14 protein-coding genes are annotated in these 18,523 nt (G+C 63.0%); 5 read left to right on the top strand and 9 right to left on the bottom strand.

What is annotated here, in order from left to right:
• The first annotated feature begins 16 nt into the window (after nt 1-16).
• Nucleotides 17-535 (top strand): CAP domain-containing protein, encoded by a 519-nt coding sequence (locus GJ654_RS06465; protein WP_155445327.1) that lies wholly within the window; start codon nt 17-19, stop codon nt 533-535.
• Here the strand turns inward: GJ654_RS06465 and GJ654_RS06460 are convergent.
• The 6 genes from GJ654_RS06460 to GJ654_RS06435 all read right to left on the bottom strand — a co-directional run bounded on the left by GJ654_RS06460 (nt 532) and on the right by GJ654_RS06435 (nt 5,431).
• A complete protein-coding gene (locus GJ654_RS06460) occupies nt 532-1,440 on the bottom strand; it encodes an alpha/beta fold hydrolase (protein ID WP_155445326.1) in 909 nt (302 codons plus the stop codon). The two genes, GJ654_RS06465 and GJ654_RS06460, sit on opposite strands and share 4 nt — an antisense overlap.
• 126 nt (nt 1,441-1,566) lie before the next feature.
• On the bottom strand, nt 1,567-2,319 hold the full coding sequence (locus GJ654_RS06455) for a glutamine amidotransferase (RefSeq protein WP_155445325.1): 753 nt from the start codon (nt 2,317-2,319) through the stop codon (nt 1,567-1,569).
• Nucleotides 2,316-3,110, bottom strand: a complete 795-nt coding sequence (locus tag GJ654_RS06450) for an SDR family NAD(P)-dependent oxidoreductase (protein ID WP_155445523.1) — start codon at nt 3,108-3,110, stop codon at nt 2,316-2,318. The genes GJ654_RS06455 and GJ654_RS06450 overlap by 4 nt, the downstream gene beginning before the upstream one ends.
• Before the next feature lie 17 nt (nt 3,111-3,127).
• Entirely contained in the window at nt 3,128-3,640 is a 513-nt protein-coding gene (locus tag GJ654_RS06445; RefSeq protein ID WP_155445324.1) for a TerB family tellurite resistance protein, read from the bottom strand.
• Between the two features lie 285 nt (nt 3,641-3,925).
• Nucleotides 3,926-4,699 carry a hypothetical protein gene (locus tag GJ654_RS06440; RefSeq protein ID WP_246664636.1) on the bottom strand — a complete coding sequence of 258 codons (774 nt, stop codon included), beginning with the start codon at nt 4,697-4,699 and terminating at the stop codon, nt 3,926-3,928.
• Between the two features lie 6 nt (nt 4,700-4,705).
• On the bottom strand, nt 4,706-5,431 hold the full coding sequence (locus tag GJ654_RS06435) for a hypothetical protein (RefSeq protein ID WP_155445323.1): 726 nt from the start codon (nt 5,429-5,431) through the stop codon (nt 4,706-4,708).
• 225 nt (nt 5,432-5,656) lie between these two features.
• On the opposite strand from GJ654_RS06435, the gene GJ654_RS06430 reads away from it, so the two are divergent.
• From GJ654_RS06430 to GJ654_RS06415, 4 genes are all read left to right on the top strand, one after another.
• Complete coding sequence (locus tag GJ654_RS06430) at nt 5,657-7,270, top strand: AMP-binding protein (RefSeq protein ID WP_155445322.1); 1,614 nt, start codon at nt 5,657-5,659, stop codon at nt 7,268-7,270.
• A gap of 145 nt (nt 7,271-7,415) precedes the next feature.
• A complete protein-coding gene (locus tag GJ654_RS06425; RefSeq protein WP_155445321.1) occupies nt 7,416-8,060 on the top strand; it encodes a hypothetical protein in 645 nt (214 codons plus the stop codon).
• A 654-nt stretch (nt 8,061-8,714) separates the two neighbouring features.
• Complete coding sequence (locus GJ654_RS06420) at nt 8,715-10,478, top strand: SIR2 family protein (protein WP_155445320.1); 1,764 nt, start codon at nt 8,715-8,717, stop codon at nt 10,476-10,478.
• Entirely contained in the window at nt 10,475-11,887 is a 1,413-nt protein-coding gene (locus GJ654_RS06415) for an argonaute/piwi family protein (RefSeq protein ID WP_155445319.1), read from the top strand. The genes GJ654_RS06420 and GJ654_RS06415 overlap by 4 nt, the downstream gene beginning before the upstream one ends.
• A gap of 108 nt (nt 11,888-11,995) precedes the next feature.
• Here GJ654_RS06415 and GJ654_RS06410 read toward each other — a convergent pair whose 3' ends face one another.
• The 3 genes from GJ654_RS06410 to GJ654_RS06400 all read right to left on the bottom strand — a co-directional run bounded on the left by GJ654_RS06410 (nt 11,996) and on the right by GJ654_RS06400 (nt 18,317).
• Nucleotides 11,996-13,306, bottom strand: coding sequence for an AAA-associated domain-containing protein (locus GJ654_RS06410; protein WP_155445318.1), 1,311 nt, complete (start codon nt 13,304-13,306; stop codon nt 11,996-11,998).
• An 8-nt stretch (nt 13,307-13,314) separates the two neighbouring features.
• On the bottom strand, nt 13,315-15,075 hold the full coding sequence (locus GJ654_RS06405) for an ABC transporter permease (protein WP_155445317.1): 1,761 nt from the start codon (nt 15,073-15,075) through the stop codon (nt 13,315-13,317).
• A gap of 131 nt (nt 15,076-15,206) precedes the next feature.
• Complete coding sequence (locus GJ654_RS06400) at nt 15,207-18,317, bottom strand: helicase-related protein (protein WP_196305453.1); 3,111 nt, start codon at nt 18,315-18,317, stop codon at nt 15,207-15,209.
• Nucleotides 18,318-18,523: the final 206 nt, after the last annotated feature.

Below are 18,523 nucleotides of genomic sequence, written 5' to 3'. Positions count from 1 at the left end.
TCGCACACCCTCGACCATGACCCTTTCCAAAATTCCCACGCTCGCCGCGCTGCTGGCCTTCGCCGGTTGCGCCGCCGAAACGTTTGACAAGCCCGCGCCGCCCTCTCCGCCGGCGACGCCAGGTTTCTATGCCTCCATGGCCAAGCCGGGCGCAAAGATCGACGCGCAAGGCGCGGCCGAAATGATCTCGCTCTATCGCGGCAATCACGGACTGGAGCCGTTGACCGTCGATCCCGCGCTGATGGAGGAGGCGCGCCGGCAGGCCGAGGCCATGGCCGGCGCCGACAAGCTCAGCCATGAAGTGCGGGGCTCGCTGACCGAGCGTCTCAACCGCGCCGGATTCGCCAAGTCGAAGGCGGTGGAAAATGTCTCGGCCGGCTATCACACCGTCGCCGAAGCCTTTTCGGGATGGCGGGATTCAAAGCCGCACAATGCCAACATGCTGGCGCCCGGCATGACGCGGATGGGAATCGCGGCCGTCTATAATCCGCACGCGAGATATCAAGTGTTCTGGGCGCTGGTGCTGACGAATTAACCGGTTTTGCCCGCGAGAAAATCCTGCACCGGCGCCAGCGACGCGGCGGGGTTTTCCTCGAACGGCACGTGGCCGAGGTCCGGCAGGCGCACCAGTTTGGCATGCGGCAGATCGCGCAGATAATCGTCCGCATTGCTGATCGGGATCATCGCATCCTTCTCGCCCCAAACCAGCAGGGTGGGAATTTTTATGCGGGCGAGCGTCGGCGCGGGGTCGCGCAGCCTCACCTGCTCCATCCGCGCCAGGATCGCCTCGCGCACGCCGGGCGCCAGCATCAGGTCGTGATAACGCGTCACCGTCTCGTCGCTCAGCGCTTCCGGGCGGGCGTAGGCGGCGGCCAGCGTTTCGCGCAACACGGGGCGCGGCGTGACATAGGGCAGCGCCCGCATGACCAGCGGCGTTTCCGGCGCCTTGTCGTATTCAAAACCGGCGCTGGCAAAACCATCCGGAGAGATCAGCACCATGCGGCTGACGCGGCCCGGATGCTGAGCCGCAAAATTCCAGGCGATGCGCCCGCCGAGCGAATTTCCGATCAGACTGGCGCGGGAGACGCCGAGCTGGTCCATCAGATCGGCGAGAATCTTGATTTCACGCTCGTCGCTGTAGTCGCCTGTCGGGTCCGCGCCGGTCAGTCCGAAACCGGGCAAATCGAAGCGGATGACGCGATAACGCTGCGAAAGTTTTTCGGCCCAGGGCTCCCAGGTGTCGAGACTCGAGCCGAACCCGTGCAGCAGGATCACCACGGGGGCGTTGCGCGGCCCGGTGTCGCGCAGGCGCAGCCGCACGCCGTCGACAGTGCGGTAGACGCCGGGATAGGCGGCCTCAAGCTCGGCGCGGGGCTTGTCGGGAGAATAGACCAGGAGGGACAAGGCGACGCCCGCCACGGCCAGAATGGGCGCGATCATCGTTTTGTCCTCGGCAAGGGCGGCTCCATTGTTGCGGCGGCGTCTCAAGCCTAGATGTTGAGCGCGAACCGCGAGATCAAGCCCCAGCCCTGTTGCAAACGCCCCGGAACAGAAGAGGCGGCCGGGTCATTCCGCCGGCGCCATCCGCTTGAAATCGGGCGCGCCCAGCCAGCGTTTCAAAAACTCTATCGTCCAGCGCGCGATCGATCGGTCGTGCTGGAACCAGCCGTCGATGTGGCGCTGGCGGCTCTGGGCGCCGGGGTGATTCATGCGATCGAGCGACGTGATGGTCCAGCGGCAGATCATTTCGTAGGTCACGTCCGGGTGGAACTGGAGCCCGAACGCCTTTTCGCCCACCCGGATCGCCTGCGCCTCGAAATCCTCGCCCTCGGCGAGCAGAACCGCGCCCTTGGGACAGGCAAAACCTTCGCGGTGCCATTGATAGACCCGGTTGGGAAAAGGGGACTCGCAGAGTCCGCGCCCGTCTTCGGTGGGATGGATCGGATAATAGCCGACTTCCACCTTGCCTTCGGGATGGGCGTCCACCTTCTGGCCGAGTTGGCGCGCCAACAACTGCGCGCCGAGGCAGATGCCGAGATAGGGCTTGTTTTCCTTGAGGGGCGCCGCCAGCCAGTCGATTTCGCGCTTCAGCCAGTCTTCCTCGTCATTGGCGCTCATCGGGCCACCAAAAAACACCGCGCCGGCGTGATCATGAAGGTTTTCCGGCAAGGGGTCGCCGAAGCGCGGGCGGCGGATGTCGAGCGGCGCCCCCAGTTCGCGCAACAGGCGTCCGATGCGCCCCGGAGTCGATTGTTCGCCATGAAGAACGACGAGGACCGGCTTGTATTGCGACCAGGATGGGGAAGCGCAAAAATTCATTCCTTGCCGACCTCCCTCTTGCGGCGCAATTGCACGGCGGCGACATTGTCGAGCAGCAGCGACTTCGGCATGACGGCGATGGCCCCGATCGTGAGCTTTGTGAACAGACCGGGGATTTCGACGCGCTTGCCGGCCATCATCGCGTTGTAACCGGCCTCTGCCACGGCTTCCGGCGAGAGCTGGAAGAATTTGATCCAGTCCATCATGCCACCGAAACCGGCGCGCGCGCCAAAACCGGTGGGCACGGGACCGGGACACAGCGCCGTGACCGTGACCCCGTGCGGCTCCAGCTCCTTCGACAGGGCTTCGGTGAAGGACAGAACATAGGCCTTGCTCGCGTAATAGACCGCCATTCCGGGACCGGGCATGTAGGCCGCGACCGAGGCGACATTGAGGAGCCGGCCCTTGTTGGCGATCAAATCCGCGGAAAAACGCAGGCTGAGCTCCGTCAGCGCCCGGATGTTGAGGTCGATCATGCCGAGTTGCGCGGCGCGGTCGCTCTCCGCCGCCGAACCGATCAGGCCATAGCCGGCGTTGTTGACGAGGATTTCGACGCTCGCGCCGGCCAGCGCCAGCAAATCCTCCACGGCCGCGGGCGCTTCGGGGGCGGCGAGATCGTAGTCCAGAACCAGCGGGCGGGGCGCGGTGCGGCCGGGATAGCGGGCGATCTCGTCGGCGAGCGCGTCGAGAGCCTCCCTGTTGCGGGCGACCAGCGCGAGATCATGCCCCTTCAGTCCGGCATGGCGCGCCAGATCGGCGCCAATGCCGCCTGAAGCGCCGGTGATCAGCATGATTTTTCGTTGCGCGCTCAAGCTTTGCTCTCCCCGGCGTTGATGTCCCAGGGCGCCGGCGCCAGCGGATCCAGGCCGAAATCGCCGCGCACCTTCTGGCGCAGCGCGATGCGGTCCCGCGAGGGGACGCCCAAAAGTTCGGACACGCGCCAGATGACGTTTTCCTCGAATTCCGCGAGTTCGCCGTCGGCATAGGCGACGGTCCACATCATCTCGACCATGCGGCGGCGTTCGGGCAGGCTCAACGCGTCCTTGAGCACGGAGGTGAATCCGTAAAGGTCCACCGCCTCGCGATCGCTCCGGCGCCCGGCCTCCATCAGCTCTTGCGCCTGCGCCTCGCTGACGTCGAATCGCTGCTGCAACAGCAGCAGTAGGGCGCGGCGTTCGGACTCGCTGAAAAACCCGTCGACCTCGGCGACATGCACCAGCAGCGCCGCCGAGGCGACGCGCAGTTCGGTGTCGCCCAACTCACGTTCGCTCGGCTGTGCGCTTGTGAGCTCTTCGACAAACTGCCTGATGCGATCGAACATCGAACCCCACTCCATACGCTCGACGCAATTTTGGACGTTGCACGTTTAATAAAGCATTAACCGTGCCGCGCGGGGCGAAGCAATCGGCGAATTCGACGGATCGTGGCCGCAAAAAAGCAAATTGGGCCCGGACATGGGTCAGGATAGCGTGCGCCTCGCGTCCAAACCATGCGCCAGAGCATTTTCGAGCGAAGCGGATCCCGGTTCGCGTGAAGCCCCGGCGGGCCGCGTCAGCGAAATTGCGTTCAAACAAAAACCAGCGCCCGTCCGGCCACCGGGCGGCCACTAGATCAGCCAGGTCGCCTCTTCCAGCGCGCGGCGCATTTCGAAGGCGCGGAACTGCGAGAAGATCGGCGTCAGCCAGCTCTTCAGGCCGGCGCGCACAACCAGCGACATGTCCGACGGCGGCTCGATCAGCAGCCAGGACAACGAGAGGTCGGGCGGTTGCAAGGCGCGGCTGACCAGCGTGTCCAGCGCGCCGATTTTGATGCGCCGGTGCGGCGGATAGAGCGCGAGCTTGTCGTGCGCGTCGGGGCCGAGCGGCGCCGCGCCTTCATTATAGGTGAGCAAAGTCTCGACCGTCGGCAACGCATTGGCGAGGCTCCAGGCGGCGGACGGCGAGCCTTGCGAGGCATCGGCGTGAAACAGGATGACGGGCTCGACGTTCTTGCTGCGCGCCTCCTCCACAAAGCCGATGTCCTGAACCAGCGTAAAGAAGCGGTCATAGGACCGGCTCCAGAGATCGATGATCTTGGCCTCGCCGTCGGGGACGAGCAGGCGGTCGATCATGGCGATCTGTCCCTGCGTCGAGGCAAGATCGACATTCTGCACCCGTCCGGAGAAGCGCGGGGCGTAATCGGGCTCGTGCGGATCGGCGTCGAACCCGACAAAACCGCGCCGCGAGGCGAGGAAATAATCGGACAACAGCCGCGCCGTTGTGCTGACCCCGACGCGTCCGTGCGGCGCGCAGCAGATGAACACATAGCTCCGCGGCGGCCGCGTCTCTTCGGCGTCATCAGGCGAGCCGTCCGGCCCGCGCCAATCCCGCCCAGCCTGCATGTCACATCACCGTTGAGCGAGCAGGTCGAGCAGCCGCACGCGGTTCAGTTCTTCCGCGATCCGGGCTTGCCAGGTGCGCACGTAGCCGCGCAGCACGAAGGAGGCGTTGGCGGGTTCGCCGCTGGCCGTCTTATTGGCGACGAAGGTCGAAAACGAAGTTCCCGCGATTTCAACCTGCTCGCAGGCCATTTCATCGAGCTTGGGGATGATGATCTCGCCCGAAGGATTCACTTTTTCGAAATATTTGCGGTTGGTGACCGGGTCCCATTCGAAAAATGTCGTGGCGTTGATGTGGTTTTTCACCAGAAAATAATGGGCGCTGTCGATGAACGGCGCGGTCTCCGCGATCTCGTCCAGCGAGGCGATGGAGGGGCCGAGCACATGCATCAGGGTGAAGCTGAATTCGCCCGCCTTGACCGCATCCAGAAAACCCACGTCGCGCAGCGCCCGCAGCGTGGCCCCGAGCGCGCCGGCGCGGGTGTCGATCACGCTCACCTTGATCTGCGCGGAATTCAGCGTGTCGAGAATGCGCATCTGGTCCGACGTCTCGGCGATGTCGACCACTTCCGTCACCGGCCCGTGGAAGCGCTTCAGCGTGCCGCGCGGCGATTCGGTGTCGAAGGCGCGGGTGAGGATGGTGTTGGCGGCCAGATAATCGAGCAGGGCGCGCGAGACGGTGGTCTTGCCCACACCACCCTTGTCGGCGCCCACCAAAATGACGGCTGGCTTCATGTTGTGTCCGGCTCCCGGCCTCGAAACATTCGCATCCGGTTCCGCCGGACGGGTCAAAAACTCTTGCTCTGCGCGGCCGAGCCCTGGGGGGCGGGGAGCCGCTTGTCAGGGGTGCGCGCCATGCCGCCTTATAGCACCGGACTAGTTAAATTGTGAAAAGGTGAAGACAACGTTTAAAAATATGGTCTACCTGCAACAGGTTTCATTTGGGGTTGAGGCGCGAACATGACCGGGAGCAAGGCCTACGAGGCGAACTACAAAAATTTCGCCTGGGCGATTCCGACTCATTACAACATGGGGGTCGATGTCTGCGACCGCTGGGCGGCGGTCGACCCGGAGCGCCCCGCGATCATCGAGATCGACGCCAACGACGAACCGCGCCCCTTCAGTTTTGCCGCCCTGCGCGCCGAATCGAACCGGATCGCCCTGGCGTTGCGCCGGCGCGGGGTCGGGCGCGGCGACATCGTCGCGCTGCTGCTGCCGCAGTCGCGCCATGTCGCGGCGGCGCACATCGCCATCTACAAGCTCGGCGCCATCGCCCTGCCGCTCGCCAGCCTGTTCGGCCCGGACGCGCTGGCCTATCGCCTCGCCGATTCGGGAACGCGCGCGCTGATCTGTGACGCGCCGGGCCTCGCCAAAGTCCAGGACATCCGCGGCAAACTGCCGGACCTGCAAGTGGTCCTGTGCCTCGACGGCGCGGCCCCGGGCGCGGACGATTTCTTCGCCGCCATAGCCGCCGAGTCGGAAAACTTCACCCCGGTCAACACCCTGGCCGAAGACCCGGCGCTGATGATCTACACCTCCGGCACCACCGGGCTCGCCAAGGGCGCCCTGCACGCCCATCGCGTCCTGCTCGGCCACCTGCCGGGCGTGCAGATGCCCCACGACGGCTTTCCCCAGCCCGGCGACCTCATGTGGACGCCCGCCGATTGGGCCTGGGCCGGCGGCCTGCTCAACGTGCTCATGCCCTCGCTGCATTACGGCGTCGCCGTGGTCGCCCGCCATCTCCGCAAATTCGATCCCGAAGCCGCCTTCGCGCTGATGGCGAAACACGGCATTCGCAACTCCTACATCCCGCCGACCGCCCTGCGCATGTTGCGCTCGGTCCCCAACCCCCGCGCGAAATACGGCTTTCCCTTGCGCACCGTGAACACCGGCGGCGAATCGCTGGGCGCCGAAACGTTTCATTGGGGCCGCGAGCAACTCGGCCTGACCATCAACGAATCCTACGGCCAAACCGAGGTGAACCTCGTCCTGGCCTCCTCGGCGCTGTGGGACGTGAACCGCGCCGGCGCCATCGGCAAACCGGTCCCTGGCCACGACACCACGGTGATTCGCCCCGACGGCTCGATATGCGACGACGACGAAGTCGGCGAGATCGCCATCCGCAGCCCCAACCCCGTGATGCTCCTAAACTATTGGAAGCGCCCCGAAGCCACCGCCGAAAAATTTTTAGGCGACTGGATGCTGACCGGCGACCGGGCGCGGCGCGACAGCGACGGCTATGTCTTCTTCCTCGGCCGCGACGACGACGTCATCTCCTCCGCCGGCTACCGGATCGGCCCCAACGAGATCGAGGACGGCCTGTTGCGCCACCCCGCCGTCGCCAATGCGGCGGCGGTGGGCAAGCCCGACGCCTTGCGCGGCGAGATCGTCAAGGCTTTTGTCGTGCTCAATCCCGGCTTCGAGCCGTCGCCGGAACTGGCGAAGGAAATTCAGGACCACGCCAAAACAAGGCTCTCCGCCCACGAATACCCGCGCGAGATCGAATTCGCGGCGGAGCTGCCGCTGACCACCAGCGGAAAGATCATTCGGCGCATCTTGCGCGAGAAGGCGTAAGCCGCCCGCTGTGCGTTACGACAACAAGGCCGAGCCGTCATCCTGGGGAGCCTGCGCAGCAGGCGCGTAGCCCTCATCCTGAGGAAGCCGCGAAGCGGCTGTCTCGAAGGACGAGGGCCAAGGCCGCAGCGAAAAGGGGATTGCGGTGTCACCATCCAAAAAACATTTTTGGCGACGGCTGCGCGGCGGCATCGCCCTCGGCCTCATCCCGGCGCTGTTGGCGACGCCTGCGCGCGCGGGCAATCCGGACTTTCCCTATCCCCCGCCCGTCGCGCCCTATCAGCCGCAAATCCTGCCGCCGCCGCCGCCGCCGACCCTTTATAAGCCGCTGCCGCCGACGAAATACGAACCGAGCCCGTCGCCCGCCCTGCGCGCGCCGAGCGGCGGCGGCGGAGGCGGCGCCACCTATTTTCCCGGCGGCATGACGATGACGGCGACAAAAATCCTGCACGAGGACCGGGACAAGGACGCGGCGCGCTCGAATGCGGTGATCGGCCGCCCGCGTCAAGCGGTGGACCATTTGGCAACCTGCTGGTCGCCGCCGCTGCCGCCCAAGGGCGAGACAGTGGAGATCACCATAAAATTTTCGTTCAACAGCCGCGGCGAGGTTTCGGGGACGCCGCGCACCACCTATGTCAAGGCGAGCGGAAGCAGCCGGGACGCGGTGCGGGCGTCGATCCTCGACGCAATCAAAACCTGTTCGCCGCTGAATTTTTCGAAGAGCATGGCGGCGAGCGCGGCGGGCTATCCGATCACGGTGCGTTTTATCGGCCGCCGCGCTGACGACTGAACGAACTTTTCGCGCGCAGGACGGACCAAAGAGTGCGGAAAACGGTTTTTCGCGAAAAGTGAAAACCGCAAAACGCGGCGAATCCCTAAATATGTCAGAATGATGTTCATATTTTGTTTCACGTGAAACGGAGGGACGAGATCGAGTCGTCCTTCACAACTCTCTATTAAAAAACGATATTTTGTACCCCAAGTCGACAAGGGAGGAGCGCGGCGAGCGACCATCGCCCGCATCGGCGCCAGCACAACCGACAACGTGCAGACCCAAAAATCGCGTGTTTTTCGTCAAAAATCGCGTGTTTCTTTCACAAAATCATCAGTTTTACGCAGTTTTGCGCGGATACGTTTCAACCCTAAATAGAAAATTCCTGAAAAAGCGCACTCGCGCGCCAGTGAAAAGATGCCAGAACAAGACCACGACGCTTTGAGCGGCTTTGTTGGTTAGCGGCTGATTGCTGACCGTCATGCGCAGCATCTAACACGGCAATTTTGCGCCGACGAGCGGACGTCAGAGCCGTGGCGCGCTTTGCCTCCGCGAGGATTCGAACGTGAAGGCCGGACGAAGGGCCCCATCTCGCTAGCGTGACAGCACGTGCCATCTCTGTTCTAAATAGTTCTTGGGCGCGGCGTGCGAGTCACTGCGCTGGAAAGCAATATGACGGACCAATTTGAGCTCACGAGCGTTTTCTGCGCGAAACCCCAGCAGTTTGCCTGGTTCATCGGAGCGGGTACTTCCGCAGTCGCTGGCCTACCGACAGCATGGGACATCATCTGGGACTTGAAGCGGCGACAATATTGCCGCGAGGAGAATCAAGAAATCTCCCGGCAGGATGTACAGATCGGATCGATACGAACTCGTATCCAGAGCTATCTGGAATCCAAAGGCTTTCCGTCGGAGGGCGATCCAACCGAATACACCAAATATTTTGAGAATATATTTGGCGATGACAAGGAGCGGCAGCGCCAGTACCTGGCCGCCATGCTATCCGAAGAAAAGGTAACGCTTTCTGTTGGCAATCGTGTCTTGGGGGCACTCTTGGCTACAGGGCGGACCCGCGCGGTGTTCACCACCAATTTTGATAGTGTCGTCGAACGAGCCGTCGCGGAAGTAAGCGGCAGGTCGATTTCGGCTTACCATCTCGAAGGAGCAGAATCGGCGAACAGCGCCATCAGCAATGAAGAGTTTCCGTTTTACTGCAAGCTGCACGGTGACTTCAGGTACGATAGCATCAAGAATTTGCGAAGCGACCTCGCTACCCAAAACGAGGATTTGTCTAAAGGGCTATTGAATGCGGCAAATCGTTTTGGCTTCATAGTTTCTGGCTATAGCGGGAGGGACGAGAGTGTCATGTCTCTCCTGCATTCCGTGCTTGCAACGCCGAATCCATTTCCTCACGGCCTTTATTGGACGGGCATGAAGAACGCGCCTGTCTTGCCAACTGTCGACCGCTTGCTCGAAGAGGCGGCGCGCATCGGGGTTAAGGCATCGTTCGTTGAAGTGGACACCTTCGATGCTTTGATGCTCCGTCTTTGGCGCAACATGGGCAGCAAGGAGCCGGAGATCAACGCGAAGGTTCAGAAGAGCCAACGTGCGAATGTTGACATCCCTTTGCCAGCTCCGGGCAAAGGGCAAATCATAAGAATGAATGCGCTGCCGATCATCGGCCTGCCGAAGGAATGCCAAGCGGTCGAGTTTGCAAGCCCGAAGGAGTGGAACGACCTGCGCTCCGCGGCGAGCGCGAATGAAGGCAAGCTGATTTTCACCAAATCCGACACGACATTGTGTTGGGGTGAAGAAGCACTCATCCGCGGCCACTTTACGGACGTGGTGTCCGTCTCCGCTTACGATATTTCGGGCAAGACCGCCGATCTGGGTAATCACCTCTATATGAAGCAGTTCCTCGAAGAGGCTATCTGCAAGGCCCTAGCACGCAGGAGGCCGCTGCTCACCCGAACGAACAAGTCGGGCTCAAGTTTGATTGCGGACGCACACAGCGCCGATCAAATTGCGCTGTCGCCGTTGCAAAGCGTTGTCGGAAAGACGACGGGGTCAATTGCTGGTCTGTTCACGCTGACCGACGAGGAGAATCCGCAGCCGGAAAAAGTCTTTTGGGCTGAAGCCCTTCGCATCTCAATTCAGGTGTTAGATGGAAGAAGCTGGCTCCTTCTTGACCCGGACATCTGGATTTGGCCAACCCGCGCCCGTCCACTAGCCGCAGACTTTCTCGATAGGCGGCGCGGGGAGCGATACAATAGACTCTACAATAGCATCCTCGATGGCTGGCTTTCGGTGCTGCTTGGCGACCATGATCGCACGACAGCTTTCACGGTTGCTACACATGAAAGCGGTTCACCCGCCGAAAGGCCGGTCTTCAGCTTGCAGACGCGAACGGCATACACGCGCAGGCTGGCATCATGACGGCGCATTGCAGTGAACTCTCGGGATACGCGACCATTCCCGAGCCAGACCTGATGTTCGCGCAGGGCGGGCTTGACAAGCACCCGCTGCGGGGACTGATCCGCCACGGGCCGTATGGCCTGAAATACGGCACGCCGGCATCCGTTCGCTTCGCCTTGCTCGCGCCGGGCGCGAAAATGCGTCAGTTGCGTGGGCTTGTGGCTGAGCTTGGAATTGGCGCGAAAACGCGTGAAGTGCCCAAGTATTATCCAGACTATCCTGGCTTTGGAAAAGTGTTTCGCGTTCCGATTGCTCCCGTGAGTGACGATCTTGTCTTCGCATTCCCGGACGAACTCGATACTCATGCCCGAGAGCAAGACAAGCGTGCCCTTGCTCGCGGCCTTCTCCAATGTATTGCGAAGCTTCGCCCTGTCCGCTTGCGCTTTGACGTTGCACTAATTTACCTGCCGCCTTCCTGGGCGGCATGCTTCGAGGATAAGGACTTTGACTTCCACGATTACCTGAAGGCGTTCTGCGCGCCCTCCAACATCCCGGTTCAGATTCTGCGTCAGGCAAGTTTTGATCGCGCTTGCCGATCAAACGTGATGTGGGGACTGAGCGTTGCCATCTACGCGAAGGCGGGCGGCGTACCCTGGAAGCTCACAGGCTTGAACCCGGATGAGGCATTCATCGGCATCAGCTACGCCATGAAGCGGCTCGCTTCCGGTACGGAATACAGCACCTGTTGTAGTCAGGTGTTCGACCCTGATGGCACGGGCTTTCAGTTTGTCGCCTACGACGCACGCGAGTTCACACAAGACAGAAGCAAAAATCCTTACCTATCATACTACGAAATGCAGTCAGTGCTCTCGCGCAGTCTCGAAATTTATCAGCGCGGCTATTTTGGCAGGCTACCGAAGAAGATCACCATTCACAAAAATACGGAGTTCAAGGAAGAGGAGATTTTAGGGGCGCTTGACAGCTTCCGCGACGGGACCGAAGTTGAGCTTGTGCAGATCGTCAAGGGCGTAAGCTGGAAGGGCATCAGGTTCAACTCAGCAAGGCCTCCGCTACCATTTGGCTATCCGGTCAGCCGGGGAACTTACATTCCTGTTGAGAAAGACGAGGCGCTTCTGTGGACGCAGGGTAGCGTGCAAGGCGTAAACTTAAAAAATTCCGCGTATGACCTTTATAAGGAGGGGGCGCTAAAGCCAACGCCGTCTCCGGTTCTTGTTCGCAGATTTACTGGCAGCGGAGGATGGCACGATACGTGCGCTGGTATCATCGGCCTTACAAAAATGGATTGGAACAACAACACGCTTTACAAAAAGCTTCCAGTCACACTCGGGTACTCGAAAACATTTGCTGATATCGTTCAGCAGAACCCAGAGATCATAGACAGTATCTACGATTTCCGCAGCTTCATGTAGCTATACTGCAGTCCCTGCCCAACAAGATCGAGCTGCCAAACGCACCCCGATCTCTCGCGTCACGCCCGCTGGCGATCCGCCTCAACCTCTCAAGCGCGGACCGCCCCCCTACTCCCCGCCGGGATTTTCCAAACTAAACGTCTGCGACCCCTCATCGAAGGCAAACAACTCCCCGTAGCGGCCCCAGGTGATGACCCCCTTAAGCGTGTCCTCGGCGCGCTCCTCGGACATATAATCCTCCAGCTCGCTCTGGAAGCGGGTGGCGGGCGCGGTGTGCGAGCGGCGTTCGTCCAGCACTTTTCGAATCCGCGCGGCGAGCGGGACGTAAGCCAGCACATGGTCGCCGAACTGTTTTTTGCGCGCATCGACTTCGGCGTCGGAAAATTTCATCCCGGCATAGGTGAGCCGGATATCGCCTTCCGCCACTTCGGCGAAGCGCAGCAATTGCAGGGTTTCCGCCACGGGAAACAGGTCGTCGATCTCCATGTTCAAACTGTCGGCGAGCGCGGGCAGGTCGGCCTTGCCATTGTAGGGCGGCGCCGCGATCTCCTCGATCATGCCGGCGAGCGTGTTGGTGGAGACATTGTGCAGCGCCATGCCCAGCCCCATGCCGGGAAACACCCCTTCGCGCTCGGGCGCGGCGCGCTTGGTCATCAGCGCGTAAATCCGGTCCACCATCGCCCGGAATTCCGGGTCGAGGCGGTTGCGCGGATGCGGAAAGTCGACCTTGATTTCGGCGGAGATCCGCCCCGGGTTCGAGGACAGCACGACGATACGGTCGCACATCAACACCGCTTCCTCGATGTTGTGGGTGACCATCAAAATGCTCTTGGTCGGCATCCGCCCTTCGACCCAGAGGTCGAGCAGATCGGTGCGCAGGGTTTCGGCGGTGAGCACGTCGAGCGCCGAAAACGGCTCGTCCATGAGCAGAATGTTCGGCTCGACCACCAGCCCGCGCGCAAAACCGACGCGCTGCCGCATGCCGCCGGAAAGCTCTTTCGGAAAGGCGGATTCAAACCCGTCGAGGCCGATCGTGTCGATGGCGGCGAGCGCCCGGCGGCGCGCCTGCTCGGCCGGAACCCCCTTGGTTCGCAGCCCGATCTCCACATTGTCGAGCACGGACAGCCAGGGGAACAGCGCAAAAGACTGGAACACCATGGCGACGCCCTGCACGGGACCGTGCACGGGCGCGCCCAGATAGGACACATCGCCCTTCGACGGCGTCACCAGCCCGGCGACAATGCGCAGCAGCGTGGACTTGCCGCAGCCGGAGCGCCCGAGCAGGCCGACGATCTCGCCGGATTGCAGGGTCAGCGAGACATTGTCGAGCACGAGCGAATCGCGCTCGCCCGAGCCTTTGGTGAAAGACTGGCTGACATTTTTCAGGACCAGCAGGGCGCCTTCGGGACGGTCGAGCATGGCGGACCTCAATTCAAGCGCAGCCTGCGTTCGCCCCAGGCGAACAGCGGCCGCCACAGCAGGCGGTTGAACAGGATGACGAAAATCGACATGACGGCGACGCCGAGCACGATTTTGGGATAATCGCCGGCTTCCGTCGCCTGGGCGATATAGGCGCCGATGCCGTGCGCGGCGACCTTGTCGTCGCCCCATTTCACATATTCGGCGACGATGGCCGCGTTCCACGACCCGCCCGAAGCGGTCAGCGCCCCGGTGACATAATAGGGGAACACGCCGGGCAGAATGACATCCTTCCACCAGATTCGCCCCTTGATGCCGTAATTCACCACGGCCTCGCGCAGATCGTTGGGAAAGGCCATCGCGCCGCCGATGACGTTGAACACAATGTACCATTGCGTCCCGAAAATGATCAGGCCGGAGAGCCAGATGTCCGGGTTCAGCGAGAATTGCACCACCAGCACGACGGCGATGGGAAACACGACATTGGCCGGAAACGCCGCCAAAAACTGCGCCAACGGCTGTATCTTCTCCGCCAGCCGCGGCCTCAAGCCGATGTAAATGGCGATGGGAACCCAGAACAGGCTGGCGAGCACGATGAGCAGGAAAACCCGAATCATCGTGAAAGTCGTAAAGACCAGGGTCTCCTTGAGGTCGTCGACCGTCAGCTTTTGCGAAACGAAGGCATAGACCTGGTCAAGGCAATAGGCGACCATCGCCCCGATCAGGACGAACCAGACGACGTCGAAGGCGCGCGACAGGGCGAGCCGCGCCCGCAACACGCGCTTGGTCACGCGCTGCGGCTCCCCGCCGGCGCCGGGAAAAGCAAACTGCAGACGAAGCAGTGCGACGCTCGCCAGGATGCGCGCGGGAATGGCGATCAGGCCGCGCAAAAAGCGGGTGCGCAGAAAAATCTGCCGAACCCAGCTCTCCTCCTGCACCTCTCCCGCCGACAATTCCACCCGGAATTTTGCGGCGAAGGCGACGATGGGGCGAAACAGCAGCTGGTCGTAAGCGAGAATCACCACGATCACGGCGACCACGGCGGCGAACACCGCGTCGATGCGCTTGGCGTCGATGGCGAGCGCCAGATAGGAGCCGATGCCCGGCAGTTTGATGGTGGTGTCGCCCACCGAAATGGCTTCGGAGGCCACGACAAAAAACCAGCCGCCCGACATGGACATCATCATGTTCCAGATCAGCGCCGGCATGGCGAAGGGGGCCTCAAGCTGCCAGAATTTTTGCCAGGGCGAAAAATGATAGCCGACCGCCACCTCCTCCAGGTCGCGCGGCACGGTGCGCAGCGACTGGTAGAAGGAAAACGCCATGTTCCAGGCCTGGCTGGTGAAAATGGCGAAAATCGCGGCAAGCTCCGCCCCCATCGTCGAGCCGGGGAACAGGCCGAGGAAGAAGGTCACGGTGAAGGACAGAAACCCGAGGATCGGCACGGATTGCAGCACGTCGAGCAGCGGAATCAACACCATTTCGGCGCGGCGGCTCTTCGCGGCTATGGTCGCATAGACGAAGGTGAACAGCAGCGAGGCGGCCATGGCCGCGGACATGCGCAGGGTGGTCCGCAGCGCGTAATAGGGCAGGTTGCTGTAATCGAGCGACAGGTCGACGGTGACAGGCGCCGTGAGCGGCGCGGTCATGCCCAGCGACCCCTTCGCCACCGCGACGAACACGGCGATCACCAGCGCCAGCGAGACGAAATCCCACTGGTTGGGAAGCGCGCGGCGCCCGAGCGAGGCGAAGGCGACGAAGCGTGACATCCGGATCGCTCCACCGGCTGAAAATGAACGAAGGCGTGACGGCGAATGCCGCACACCTTCGTTGTATGACGATGACTACAGAATTACGACGGCGCGCCTCAATCGAAGATGAACGCCCTGCGCCAGCACGCTTATTTCTGGCCCTTGGCTTCCAGTTCGGCCTTGAGCGCCGCGAGTTTGGCGAAGGGCGAATCCGGATCGGCCTTCTTCTCGCGCGGCGGGCGTTTTTCCGCCTGCTGCGGACGCTCGCCGGGCTTTGACTCCTCGCGCCGCTTGCCGTCGAACTTGCCCTCGAATCGGCGCTTGCCCTCGAAACGCGGCTTGCCGCCTTCGGGACGGTCGCGGCGCGGCGCGCCTTCCGCTTGGGCCGGGGCTTCGCCGGTCCCTTCCGCGCGCGCGCCTCGACCCTGACCATGACGCTGGCCGCCGCCATGGCGGCGCTGCTGCTCGCCGCCGGGGCGGCGACCATGACCGTGGTGGTGCTGGCGATGCGGCTTCCACACTTCGATGAGGACGGGTTCGGCGGGCTCCGCCGCAGCTTCCGCCGCGACTTCGACCGTTTCTTGCGTCTCGGCGGTCTCTTCCGCCGCAGGCGCCTCCGCCTCGGCCTGAGCCGGTTCGGCCGGCGCTTCGGCTTCAACCGGCGCCTCCACCGCAGGCGCAGCCTCCGCCTCCGCGGCCTCAGCCGGCGCGTCTTCGGTCGCCGATTCCGTAGTCACGGCTTCGGAGTCCTCGGGCGCGGCCGTTTCGACCTTCACCGGTTCGGTGCTCGCCTTGGGCAGCAGCGCGACGGTGATCGCGGGGCCGGGACGCTGTTCGCTGGCGTAGCCGAGCGATTTCAGAATTCCGGCAAAAGCCTCGCCGGAGCAGCCGGCAAGCGAGGTCATCGCCACGGTCACAACAAAACCGTCGCCGTCGGCGGAGCCGGCCGGCGGTTCGCCGGGGGTGACGCCGGGGCGATAGGCGATGGCCGGACGGATCAGATCGGCGAGCCGTTCCAAAATGTCGACGCGCACGGCGCGCTCGCCGCAGACGCGGAAACCGGCGGCGCGATAGAGGCCGCGGTTGATTTGCTGATCGGCGGCGAAGGAGGTGCGGCCGGAGGAGGCGAGATGCGCGACCTCGTCGATGCCCTTCACCGTCTCCAGGCCGCCATGTTGCAGCGCCCAGAGCTGCGCGGCCAGCGCGCGCGGCGCCGGCTTCAGCAGCGCCGGCAGATAAAGGTGATAGGCGCCGAAGCGCACGCCGAATTTGCGCAGCGAGGCGCGCGCCTCCTGCGAAATGGACTTCATTTCCTCGGTGACCCTGGAGCGCTCCAGCACGCCCAGCGCCTCGCCGATTTGGAAAGCGATGCCGCGCGCCACGCCTTCGAGGCCGTCGCCGATTTCGAGGTCTTCCAGCGGCCCGAGCAGTTTTTTCACATGCTGCGCCAGCCACAGATCGAGCCGCGCCTGAACCTGCTCCAGTTGCGAGCCGCCCAAAAACTCGTCCGCGATCAATTTTACGCGAGGCTTCAGCAGATGGTCGCCGGTGGTGATGCGGCCCACGGGTTCGCCGAGCCAGCGGATCAGACCGTCATTGGCGAGGACGAAGGCGTCGTCCACCGCCTCATGGACGCGGCGCGCCCGCGCCTCGATCTCGGTGGCGAGCGCTTTCTGGGCGGCGGCGTTCAAGGTTTTCGCCTGGTCGCCTCCAGCGGAAGGGTCTGGCGTAAAACAGAATCCCAATAGGGAGCCGACATGGTGCCCTTCGACCATGACCTGACCCGTCGCGGTGATTTCGGCTTCCAACATGGCGTTCTCTCTCAGGCGGCGCATCAAGACGCTGGCGCGCCGGTCGACAAATCTTTGGGTCAGGCGCGCATGAAGGGCGTCGGACAGACTGTCCTCTACCTGACGCGCGACGCCCTGCCAATGCTCTGGATCGTTAAGCCAATCATTTCGATTGGCGATAAAGGCGCAGGTGCGGACAATGCTGATCCGCGCGGACAGCGCGTCGATGTCGCCATCGACCCGGTCGGCCGATGCGACCTGCCGGGAAATCCAGTCGTCCGGGATGCGTCCGGCGCGCACGACATAGCCGAAAACGCTGAGACACAGGTCGGCGTGGGCCGCCGGAGACGTCTTGCGATAATCGGGAATCTGGCAGACGTCCCAAAGTCTTTCGATGTCGGCGCGCGTCTTGGCATGGCGACGAACTGTCGCATCCCGCATCGCGGCTTCGAGCGCGAGCTGGTCGTCCGCCATCGGCGCGCGCGTCAGTCCCGGACGATCCGGCAGCAGGTCGAGCGAGCCGGTCAGAGATTCGAGCGACGAAAAATCCAGCGTAGCGTTGCGCCATTGCAACATGGTGACGGGATCGAAGGCGTGGGCCTCGATCATTCCGGCCAGCTCCTCGTCGAGCGGCGGGCAGCGCCCGGTCGAGCCAAAGGTTCCATCGCGTGTGTGGCGCCCGGCGCGGCCGGCGATCTGGCCGAATTCGGCGGGGTTGAGCCGGCGGAACTGGTAGCCGTCGAATTTGCGATCGGAGGCGAAGGCGACGTGATCGACATCGAGGTTCAACCCCATGCCGATGGCGTCGGTGGCGACGATGTAATCCACCTCGCCATTTTGATACAGATCGATCTGGGCGTTGCGGGTGCGCGGGCTCAAGGCGCCCAAAACCACGGCCGCGCCGCCTTTCGTGCGCCGCAGCCATTCGGCGATCGCATAAACATCTTCCGCGCGAAAGGTGACAATGGCGCTGCGCCGGGGCAGCCGCGCGATTTTGCGGTCGCCGGCGAACAGGAGCTGCGAAAATCGCGGTCGCGACTGGATGCTTATGCCGGGCAACAGCTGTTCCAGCACGGGCTGCATGGTCCCAGCGCCGATGAGCAGGGTTTCGTCGGTCCCGCGCCGGTTGAGAATGCGGTCGGTAAAAACATGGCCGCGATCGAAAGAGGCGGCGAGCTGGATTTCGTCGATGGCGACGAAAGGCAGGCTGAGATCGCGCGGCATGGCCTCGACGGTCGAAACCCAGTAGCGCGGATGGCGCGGCTTGATCTTTTCCTCGCCGGTGACCAGCGCGACGGCCTCAACCCCCGCCTTGGCGACGACGCGGTTATAAACCTCGCGCGCGAGCAGGCGCAGCGGCAGGCCGATCATGCCGGCTTTATGGCTGAGCATCCGCTCGATGGCGAAATGGGTCTTGCCCGTGTTGGTGGGGCCCAGAATCGCGGCGACATGAGAAGAGGCGCGCTTCATCGACGAGCCCCCGTCCGCACGTTCCCCAACGCGGAGCGAAGATGAAGGCGCGCACGCAGCGCGCGGCGCCCGTAAGCAAGCCTCAATGCCATCGCCGTTCTGGATGAACCGAAGCGGCGCCGAATGCAAGGGCCAGGAAATCGCTTCGGCCTTGCGCGCCCGCGCCCCGCAACGCGCGGCTTTGGCCATCAGTGCGACAATTTGCG

The organism is Rhodoblastus acidophilus (assembly GCF_009720655.1).
GTDB lineage: Bacteria > Pseudomonadota > Alphaproteobacteria > Rhizobiales > Beijerinckiaceae > Rhodoblastus > Rhodoblastus acidophilus_A.
Note: the sequence above shows the minus strand (reverse complement) of the source record. Positions and strands in the feature narration are given on the sequence as shown.

What these genes read in the sequence shown, in the direction of transcription:
- GJ654_RS06465 (WP_155445327.1), top strand. Translation starts at nt 17, where the DNA reads ATGACCCTTTCCAAAATTCCCACGCTCGCCGCGCTGCTGGCCTTCGCC.
- GJ654_RS06460 (WP_155445326.1), bottom strand. Translation starts at nt 1,440, where the DNA reads ATGATCGCGCCCATTCTGGCCGTGGCGGGCGTCGCCTTGTCCCTCCTG.
- GJ654_RS06455 (WP_155445325.1), bottom strand. Translation starts at nt 2,319, where the DNA reads ATGAATTTTTGCGCTTCCCCATCCTGGTCGCAATACAAGCCGGTCCTC.
- GJ654_RS06450 (WP_155445523.1), bottom strand. Translation starts at nt 3,110, where the DNA reads ATGCTGATCACCGGCGCTTCAGGCGGCATTGGCGCCGATCTGGCGCGC.
- GJ654_RS06445 (WP_155445324.1), bottom strand. Translation starts at nt 3,640, where the DNA reads ATGTTCGATCGCATCAGGCAGTTTGTCGAAGAGCTCACAAGCGCACAG.
- GJ654_RS06440 (WP_246664636.1), bottom strand. Translation starts at nt 4,699, where the DNA reads ATGCAGGCTGGGCGGGATTGGCGCGGGCCGGACGGCTCGCCTGATGAC.
- GJ654_RS06435 (WP_155445323.1), bottom strand. Translation starts at nt 5,431, where the DNA reads ATGAAGCCAGCCGTCATTTTGGTGGGCGCCGACAAGGGTGGTGTGGGC.
- GJ654_RS06430 (WP_155445322.1), top strand. Translation starts at nt 5,657, where the DNA reads ATGACCGGGAGCAAGGCCTACGAGGCGAACTACAAAAATTTCGCCTGG.
- GJ654_RS06420 (WP_155445320.1), top strand. Translation starts at nt 8,715, where the DNA reads ATGACGGACCAATTTGAGCTCACGAGCGTTTTCTGCGCGAAACCCCAG.
- GJ654_RS06415 (WP_155445319.1), top strand. Translation starts at nt 10,475, where the DNA reads ATGACGGCGCATTGCAGTGAACTCTCGGGATACGCGACCATTCCCGAG.
- GJ654_RS06410 (WP_155445318.1), bottom strand. Translation starts at nt 13,306, where the DNA reads ATGCTCGACCGTCCCGAAGGCGCCCTGCTGGTCCTGAAAAATGTCAGC.
- GJ654_RS06405 (WP_155445317.1), bottom strand. Translation starts at nt 15,075, where the DNA reads ATGTCACGCTTCGTCGCCTTCGCCTCGCTCGGGCGCCGCGCGCTTCCC.
- GJ654_RS06400 (WP_196305453.1), bottom strand. Translation starts at nt 18,317, where the DNA reads ATGAAGCGCGCCTCTTCTCATGTCGCCGCGATTCTGGGCCCCACCAAC.